This is a genomic window from uncultured Cetobacterium sp., from assembly GCF_947038635.1.
Lineage (GTDB): Bacteria > Fusobacteriota > Fusobacteriia > Fusobacteriales > Fusobacteriaceae > Cetobacterium_A.
The window spans coordinates 1-8,166 of record NZ_CAMQXC010000102.1; the positions used below are offsets into that span (position 1 = coordinate 1).

The 8,166-nt window shown below is 28.1% G+C and carries 7 protein-coding genes and 1 riboswitch; of the genes, 4 read left to right on the top strand and 3 right to left on the bottom strand.

The genetic code is table 11. The annotated features are described in order from the left end of the window. A partial coding sequence (locus tag Q0V08_RS09140; RefSeq protein WP_297434127.1) for an EFR1 family ferrodoxin occupies positions 1 to 312 on the top strand: 312 nt, incomplete at its 5' end. Positions 313 to 638: 326 nt separating this feature from the next. Here the strand turns inward: Q0V08_RS09140 and Q0V08_RS09145 are convergent. Beyond that, positions 639 to 977, bottom strand: a complete 339-nt coding sequence (locus Q0V08_RS09145) for a hypothetical protein (protein ID WP_240218374.1) — start codon at positions 975 to 977, stop codon at positions 639 to 641. 364 nt (positions 978 to 1,341) lie between these two features. Between Q0V08_RS09145 and Q0V08_RS09150 the strand changes: the two genes are divergently transcribed. Both Q0V08_RS09150 and Q0V08_RS09155 read left to right on the top strand, forming a co-directional pair. Then, complete coding sequence (locus tag Q0V08_RS09150) at positions 1,342 to 2,139, top strand: Hachiman antiphage defense system protein HamA (protein ID WP_297434129.1); 798 nt, start codon at positions 1,342 to 1,344, stop codon at positions 2,137 to 2,139. Next, positions 2,133 to 5,258, top strand: coding sequence for a DEAD/DEAH box helicase (locus Q0V08_RS09155; protein WP_297434131.1), 3,126 nt, complete (start codon positions 2,133 to 2,135; stop codon positions 5,256 to 5,258). Before Q0V08_RS09150 ends, Q0V08_RS09155 begins: the two co-directional genes overlap by 7 nt. 105 nt (positions 5,259 to 5,363) lie before the next feature. Here the strand turns inward: Q0V08_RS09155 and guaA are convergent, their stop codons facing one another. Then, complete coding sequence (gene guaA, locus Q0V08_RS09160) at positions 5,364 to 6,914, bottom strand: glutamine-hydrolyzing GMP synthase (RefSeq protein ID WP_366099792.1); 1,551 nt, start codon at positions 6,912 to 6,914, stop codon at positions 5,364 to 5,366. A 53-nt stretch (positions 6,915 to 6,967) separates the two neighbouring features. Continuing rightward, a riboswitch (purine riboswitch) is annotated at positions 6,968 to 7,065 on the bottom strand. A gap of 165 nt (positions 7,066 to 7,230) precedes the next feature. Between guaA and rnmV the strand changes: the two genes are divergently transcribed. Beyond that, the gene (rnmV, locus tag Q0V08_RS09165) at positions 7,231 to 7,779 is read left to right on the top strand and encodes a ribonuclease M5 (protein WP_297434133.1); all 549 of its coding nucleotides are present in this window, start codon (positions 7,231 to 7,233) and stop codon (positions 7,777 to 7,779) included. A gap of 53 nt (positions 7,780 to 7,832) precedes the next feature. Here rnmV and Q0V08_RS09170 read toward each other — a convergent pair whose 3' ends face one another. Further along, positions 7,833 to 8,114, bottom strand: a complete 282-nt coding sequence (locus Q0V08_RS09170; RefSeq protein ID WP_023050758.1) for a hypothetical protein — start codon at positions 8,112 to 8,114, stop codon at positions 7,833 to 7,835. Positions 8,115 to 8,166: the final 52 nt, after the last annotated feature.

Consider the following 8,166-nt stretch of genomic DNA (forward strand, 5'->3'; position numbering starts at 1 on the left):
GCTAACAGCAATATCTTTTTATATCCAATATTTTTATTGATTTATAAGTTTTGGAGACTTGGATTAAAAACAGTTTCTAAAAAATTTAAACTAAATAATGAAAGATGTATAAGTTGTGGAATATGTAAAGATGTTTGTCCTGTTGAAAATATAGAACTAGTTGATGGAAAACCTGTTTGGGATAAAAATTGTGAAGATTGCTTAGCATGTGCAAATCTATGTCCAACTGTTGCTATATCTTGTGGTGGTAAAAGTAAGTATGACAATAGGTATAAAAATCCTTATATTGGGGTTAATGAGTTGAAAAAATAAGGGTTCATGATAAATGGGATAGTTGATAAAAAAGATAATTAGTACTTAAAATATAGAGTATTTATATTAAAGTGTTGAAATTTAAGTATATTAATGACAAGTTACTATTTTATAGACAAAAGTACATAAAAATGACACTCTAATATGAGTTTTAAGGCGTTCGTTTGAAATTACCCTAATTAGTAGTAGTAGGGTAAAAAAATGTCATATAACGAGTTGTAGATATTCATATAAAGCCTTGAAAACATTGTATTACAAAGGGGTTTCAAGGTGAAAAATAAGGTGATAAGAACTAAAAAAAGAGAAGATTTTCTTCTCTTTTTTGTTTAAATACCACACTCTTGGATCTTCTCTTTAAGCTCAGGTATTGTATTACAATAAAATAGTATATTTTCATAAGTTAAAGGTGTCATAATCTCTTCAGAAAGATGATTCTTAACTCCTGCTTCTGATGAACAATTGAAAATATAGTCATATTTTGCCCAACCGTGATTTGTGATTCCAATAATAAACTCTTCCTCTATATCCCAAGTTCCCCCATGAGTTGTTCTAGTGCTTACTTCTCTTCTATAAAAAGGAAGTATTTTTTTTCCGAAATGATCAAAAACTTTAGGAATTTCGCTATTAGAAAGATTTTCAGAAATAGTTTTAATTTTTTTTAACATAATTTATTATTCCCTCCCCCGATAAGTGATATAAATATTTTAGCATAAAAAAAAGGGTTTTTCTATAATTTAGGAAGAAAAATAGTTGTTTTTTGATACAATTTTTAAAACGTATCTTAAAAATGTACACAATTTAAATTATATTTTAATTTATAAATAGTTTGGATTTTAAATAAATTAAGATAGGAGAATGTAAGTAAATATACAATAAAAGCTTATTTTTAGTGAAGTATAAATCAAAGTATCAAATTAGTATTTTTTGTTTTATAATAGTTGACTTTGTAATGTGTAAAAGGTATTATTTAAATTAAGATAAAATGAAAGTAAAATATTCTACTTTTTTTATTTCAGAAGGGGGCAAAATATGACTTTACATCACATGGCTTATTTAATTGAAGAGAAAGAGGAAATAACAGAAAATAAAAAAAAAATAAAAATTTGGAAGTTGGATGAATGTGCTGATGAAGAGGTATTGAATAATTGGGCCAAACATTTAAGAAGGAATTATTGTTCTGATGAGATGCTAGATTTATTAGTAAAAGGAACAACAGATTCTAAAGAGGAATTTTTAAAGAAAAATAAACTTCCAAGTGCAGTGCATTCACCAGGACCATCAACTAGATCAGGGGATTTTTCAGAGATATTATTAGCGGATTATTTAGAGTTTTTTAGAAAATTTTATATACCTAGAACACGTTATGATAATAAGGTTAATCCAAACACTTCAACTCAAGGGAGCGATGTCATAGGATTGAAAACAGGAAAAGAATTCTCTAAAGACGATGAACTAATTATTTTTGAAGTGAAGGCTCAAGCATCTAGAGGAACCCCGAAAAATAGGCTAAAAGATGCAATATTAGATTCTGAAAAAGATTTTGAAAGATTATCGTTTTCATTAAGTTCTGCTAAACAAAGAATGTTAATAGAAAGAAAAATAGATGAAGCTTCTATAATTCAAAGATTTCAAAATCCAATAGATAGACCATATATTTCAAAGTACGGAGCGGTAGCAGTATACACAGAGGAATGTTTAAAAAAAGAGTTTTTTGAGGAAATAAATACGAAAGATCATCCAGATCCTGATTTAGAATTGATGGTAATCTATAAGAAAGATTTGATGAATTTTATCCACAAATTATATGAGAGGGCAAGCAAATGTTAATAGGAGATAAATCAAAATATTTATTAAAGAAAGTAAGGGCAAAAGCTAAAATGATAGAGTATTCTGTTCCAGAGGAATTACATGCTGAAATAGAAGAAGAGATAGAAAAGATATTTATAACAGTAGTAGGAATAATAGCTGATATATCTAGAGAAATAATAGAAAATAGAAAAGATAGCATGGAATGTGAAAAAAAAATAGAAGAGTATAAGGAGAATTTATTTTTTTCATCAAGCTATTTAGACTCATACTTTAATTCAAAATTAAAAGAAAAAATAGACAGTTATCAATTATTGTTAGGCTCGATAGCATACTATTTGTGTGATTATATTGGTAGTTCTAAAGTTTTAATAAAAAAAATTGATATAAAAACAATTGATTTGAATAGTAATTCATTAGAGAAAATGATTTATTTTTTATTAAATGACGAATTTGATAAAGTGGACATTAAAAATTATGATTCAGTTTATCAAGAGGATTTATTAAAGTTCCAAGGGCTTATAAAGGTTATTTATAAAAATGAAACTATAGAAAAAGAATCGAAAAAAATAATTTTAGAAATGAGAAAAAATTATTTTAATGGGACAGATTTAGAGTTTTTTTTAGGAGAAGCTTTTATAGCGATATATATATTGAAAATAAGTCGTTCTTCTAATATTTTACTTCCTATTTATATGTCAGAACCCAAAGAAAAAATAAAAGATTTATTCAGAAATGAAGCTATGATAAAAGAATTGTGGCCTTCTCAAAGACTGTTAGGAAAACAAAATATATTTAATGGACATTCGGGAATAATTCAGATGCCAACAAGTTCAGGAAAAACAAAATCAATTTTTCTTATGATCTCATCATTTTTTTTAAAAAATAATATTGGATATGTAGTAGTAGTTGCTCCTTTCAAAGCTCTTTGTTATGAAATAAAAACAGAATTAAAAAAAAGTTTTCTTTACGATGATAAAGTAATCATAGATGAACTATCAGATGTACTTCAAGATGAAGAATTAGAATTAAATTATTCAGAAAATAAAAATATAATAATATCTACTCCAGAAAAATTGCTATACTTAATAAGAAAAAATGAAAATTTAGCTAAAAAAATAGGACTTATTATATTTGATGAAGCTCATCTTTTCGATGAACCTATTAGAGGGATAACTTATGAACTTTTGATCTCAGCTTTAAAAAAAGAGTTGATGGAAGATGTACAAAAAGTTTTGATCTCAGCGGTTATTTCAAATGTAGAGGATTTAAATGAATGGTTTAATGATGGGAAAGGAAAAATAGTATCTAGTGATGTAGGAATAATACCTAAAAATATAGGAGTAACAAATATATTATATGATAAAAAAATTAACGAAAAAACAGGATGTTTATACTTTGTAAAAGAAAATGATCCAGATGGAGAAGCAGAATTTTTTGTTCCGAGAATTTTAAAGATACAAGAACTTAATAAAAAAGAAAGAGAAATAAAAAAAAGGATGTTTCCAGAGTTAGACTCTAGAAAAGAAATAGAGAAAAGTAGGGATATAGGGATATATTATTCTTTAAACTTATGTCATAATGGAGCGGTTGTATTATTTTCAGGAACAAAAAAAAGTGCAAATAAAATTTTAGAAAGAGTTATAGAGATTGACGAAAGAGGATATAATGTTTCAAAGTTTAGTGAATATTCAGATAGTGAAGAGGTTGAAAAAATTTCTTATTTGATAAAGGAACACTATGGAGAAGAAAGTTTATATTACAAAGCGAGTTTAAAATCAATGTTTGTCCATCATTCCGAGATAAATAACGGATTAAAAAATTCTATTGAGCATGCTATGAAGCATAATAAGATTAACTTCCTTGTATGTACATCGACATTGGCTCAAGGAGTAAATCTACCAATAAGATATTTAATAATAACGGGGATTCGTCAAGGAAGAAACGAAATAAAAGTGAGAGATTTTCAAAATTTAATAGGAAGAGCAGGAAGAGCGGGAGTTTATACAGAAGGCACTGTATTAATTACAGAAGGATATAAAAATTCAAAATGGCAAAATTACAAGAGACTGATTAATAAAAATAATTCAGAGCCGTGTAAGAGTAGGTTATTATTATTAGTTGAAGAGATTCTTATGAATTGTTTTCCGATAAATGATTCATGGGTAGTTTATGTTGCAAATATAATTAAAAAGTATTATTTATCAGAAAAAAGATATAGCATAAAAAAAATATTTGAAGATATTTGTAATGAAAAAGAAGTTGAGTATAATAGGTTCGAAGAAAAAGTAAGTGAATTAAACGAATCATTAGAAAGAGTAGAAAGCTTTATAACTGAATATCTACTATCAGAAAATACAAAAAATATAGATGAAATTGAAAATGCTTTAAAAAGTACATATGCTTATTTTTTAGCAGATGAAAAACAAAAAAAAGAACTTTTAGAAATTTTTAGATTAATATCAGATTATTGTATGGATAAATTACCAAACTTAAATCAAAAGTACGCTTGTATGAGATCGTTGATGGGAGTAGATAAGATATTGTATATAGAAGAGTGGTTAGGAACTAATGATTTTATAAATGAAGAGATATCTTCTTCAGAAGAAATGTTATCAAAATTACTTCCGTGTATTATATATATACTTGATGAAAAGATAATTCAAAGTATTGGAGAAGAAAAGTTTTTAGAAATTTTAATATTATGGATTAGTGGTATTACATATAAAGAAATTTATCAGAAAAAAATTAAAGATTTACAAGAAAATGAAATTTTGTTGGAAAAAATATGTAAAATCTGTGAACAAATATCATCATATAAAATTACAAATATTTTAAGTGCGATAGGTGAGGCATTGTTAATAAAATTGGAAGAGAATGATTGGAGATTAAAAATGCTAAATTTTTTGATAAATCAGATGAAATATGGATTAAAGAATATAGAAGAAGTTTATATTTATGAAATAGGATTTAATGATAGAGTAGTGGCTAAAAATATAAATAAATATCTTGTAGAAAATGAAGAAGAAATTTACTCAAAACAAGACAGTATCTTAAAAATAAGGAAAAATAAAAAAGATTTGAGAAAAGTACTAGAAAAATATCCTATTATTTTTATGGATAAATTAAATAAAATTTAGGATAAGAAAGGCATCTAGGGAAACTAGATGCCTTTTAAAAAAGTCCATTTTAAGTCCAAAGGATTTAAAACGCCTTACATATTATATTTTTATAAGTAATATTAATTATTCCCACTCGATAGTTGCTGGTGGCTTAGATGAGATATCGTAAGTTAATCTGTTGATTCCTTTAACCTCATTTATGATTCTATTAGAAACTTTATCTAAGAACTCATATGGTAATCTAGACCATGTAGCAGTCATGAAGTCAATAGTGTTAGCTGATCTTAAAACAGCAGTGTACTCATAAGTTCTTTCGTCTCCCATAACTCCAACTGATTTAACAGGTAAAAGTACAACGAAAGCTTGGCTAACCTCTTTATATAAATCAGCAGCTCTTAACTCTTTAATAAAGATATCGTCAGCTTCTCTTAAAATATCAGCTTTCTCTTTATCAACAGCTCCTAAGATTCTGATTCCAAGTCCTGGACCTGGGAATGGGTGTCTGTCAACCATGTGAGCAGGGATTCCTAACTCTCTTCCAACAGCTCTAACCTCATCTTTGAATAACTCTCTTAAAGGCTCAAGTAATTCAAATTGCATATCCTCAGGAAGTCCTCCAACGTTGTGGTGAGACTTAATTGTAGCAGAAGGTCCTTTTACAGATTGAGACTCTATTACGTCTGGATAGATTGTTCCTTGAGCAAGGAATTTAACATCAGTTAATTTAGATGCCTCATCATTGAATACTTCAACGAACTCTTTTCCAATTATTTTTCTCTTAGCTTCAGGATCAGTAACTCCAGCTAATTTGCTTAGGAATCTCTCTTCAGCATCAACACATTTAATGTTCATGTGGAAGTTTTCTCCGTAGATTTCCATTACGTTTTTAGCTTCGTCTTTTCTAAGAAGTCCTGTATCAACGAAAATACAGATTAATTGATCTCCAATAGCTTTATGTATTAATGCAGCAGCAACAGAAGAGTCAACTCCTCCAGAAAGTCCAAGTAAAACTTTCTTATCTCCTACAGTTTCTTTTATAGATTTAACTGTTTGCTCAATGTAGTTACCCATTGACCAGTTTTTCTCACATTTAGCAACTCCAAATACGAAGTTCTCTAACATCTTTGTTCCATACTCAGAGTGAGTAACCTCAGCGTGGTATTGGATACAGTAGATATTTTTTTCAACATTAGCAGAAGCAGCTATACAAGAATCTGTATGAGCGATTTGTTTAAATCCTTCTGGTAATACTGTTACGTGGTCTCCATGACTCATCCAAACTTGGTTTAAGTTAGGAACATCTTTGAATAATGGACTTTCTAAATCGTCAATAATAAGCTCAGCTTTTCCAAACTCTTGCTTATCAGCTCTTTCAACATTTCCACCTAATAATTGAGAAGTTAATTGCATTCCGTAGCAGATTCCTAAAACTGGAATTCCCTGCTCATATAATGCCTTTTCAATTGTTGGTGATCCATCTAAATAAACTGAAGCAGGTCCACCAGAAAGGATGATACCTTTAGGCTCTCTAGCTAAAATATCCTCTAACGGTTCGAAATAAGGGACAACCTCAGCGTAAACTCCCATTTCTCTTACTCTTCTTGCTATTAACTGGTTATACTGAGAACCAAAGTCAAGAATAATGATGCTATTTTTCTTCATAAAAACCTCCAAAATATAATAAAAAAAGAGACAATCATACTCTATAAAAAAACAGAAGGTAGACTAATCCCTTTTATCTTTTTCATAGAAACTAATTTACGGTTAGTTGTAGAGACGCCGCACCATATTTGCAACTTATACGAATGAATATATTTACTTTTGCAACATTCTAGCACATAAACAGAAAGGTTGTCAACAATAATTAAATAATTTAATCACAAGTAAAAAGACCTATAATCATATAAAAATAAAAAAATAGTATTACATTTAAAAAAATGTTACAATTAAATATAAAATTCATGTTTAAAGTTTGAGAGGATATAAATTTATGAAAAAAACAATTAAAGAAGTTATCGTAGTTGAAGGAAGAGACGATATATCAGCAGTAAAAGCAGCAGTAGATGCTGAGATTATACAAACTAATGGTTTTGCTATTAGAAAAAAAGGAAACATAGAGAAATTAAGAGTTGCTTATGAAAATAAAGGGATAATAGTTTTAACAGATCCAGATTTCGTAGGAGAAGAGCTAAGAAAATATATTTTAAAGTTTTTTCCAGAAGCGAAGCAAGCTTATATAAGTAGAAAAGAAGGGTCAAAAGATGGAGATATTGGTGTTGAAAATGCAACTCCAGAAGCTATAATAAAAGCCTTAGAAAATGCAAAGTGTGAAGTAGTTCAAAATACAGAAGCTATATTCACTATGGATATTTTAATGGACCATAAACTTTCAGGATTTACTGAATCAAAAGAGTTAAGAGAAAAGCTTGGAACAGAGTTAAGAATAGGATACTCTAATGCAAAGCAGTTTTTATCTAAATTAAATAGATATGGAATAACTATGGACGAGTTTTTAACAGCAATAGATAAGATAAACTAAAAAAACCAAGGATTAATCCTTGGTTTTTATTTTTCTTTCATTAGGTTTTATTATTAGAAAGAGATTATTTCAGCAGTAGCTTCGTACCACTCACCCTCTTCATCTTCTCCAAACTCAATAAAGAAGTTAACTTGAACATCTTCTAAAGTAAATCCAACACAGTTCTCATCCTCTACTGTGAAGAACTCAATCTTTTTAAACTTTATAGCATCTAATTTTTCTCTTAAATCCTCTCTTTGTTCAAAAAGCTCTAAAATATCCTCTTTTATAAAGAACTCTCTTTTTTCGAACTCCTCATTAATTCTATCTATTTTTTTCATTAACTCTTCTGTCATATCTTCCTCCTAAAATTTAAAAATTTTTTTAATTCTTTTAACTATCTTTAAT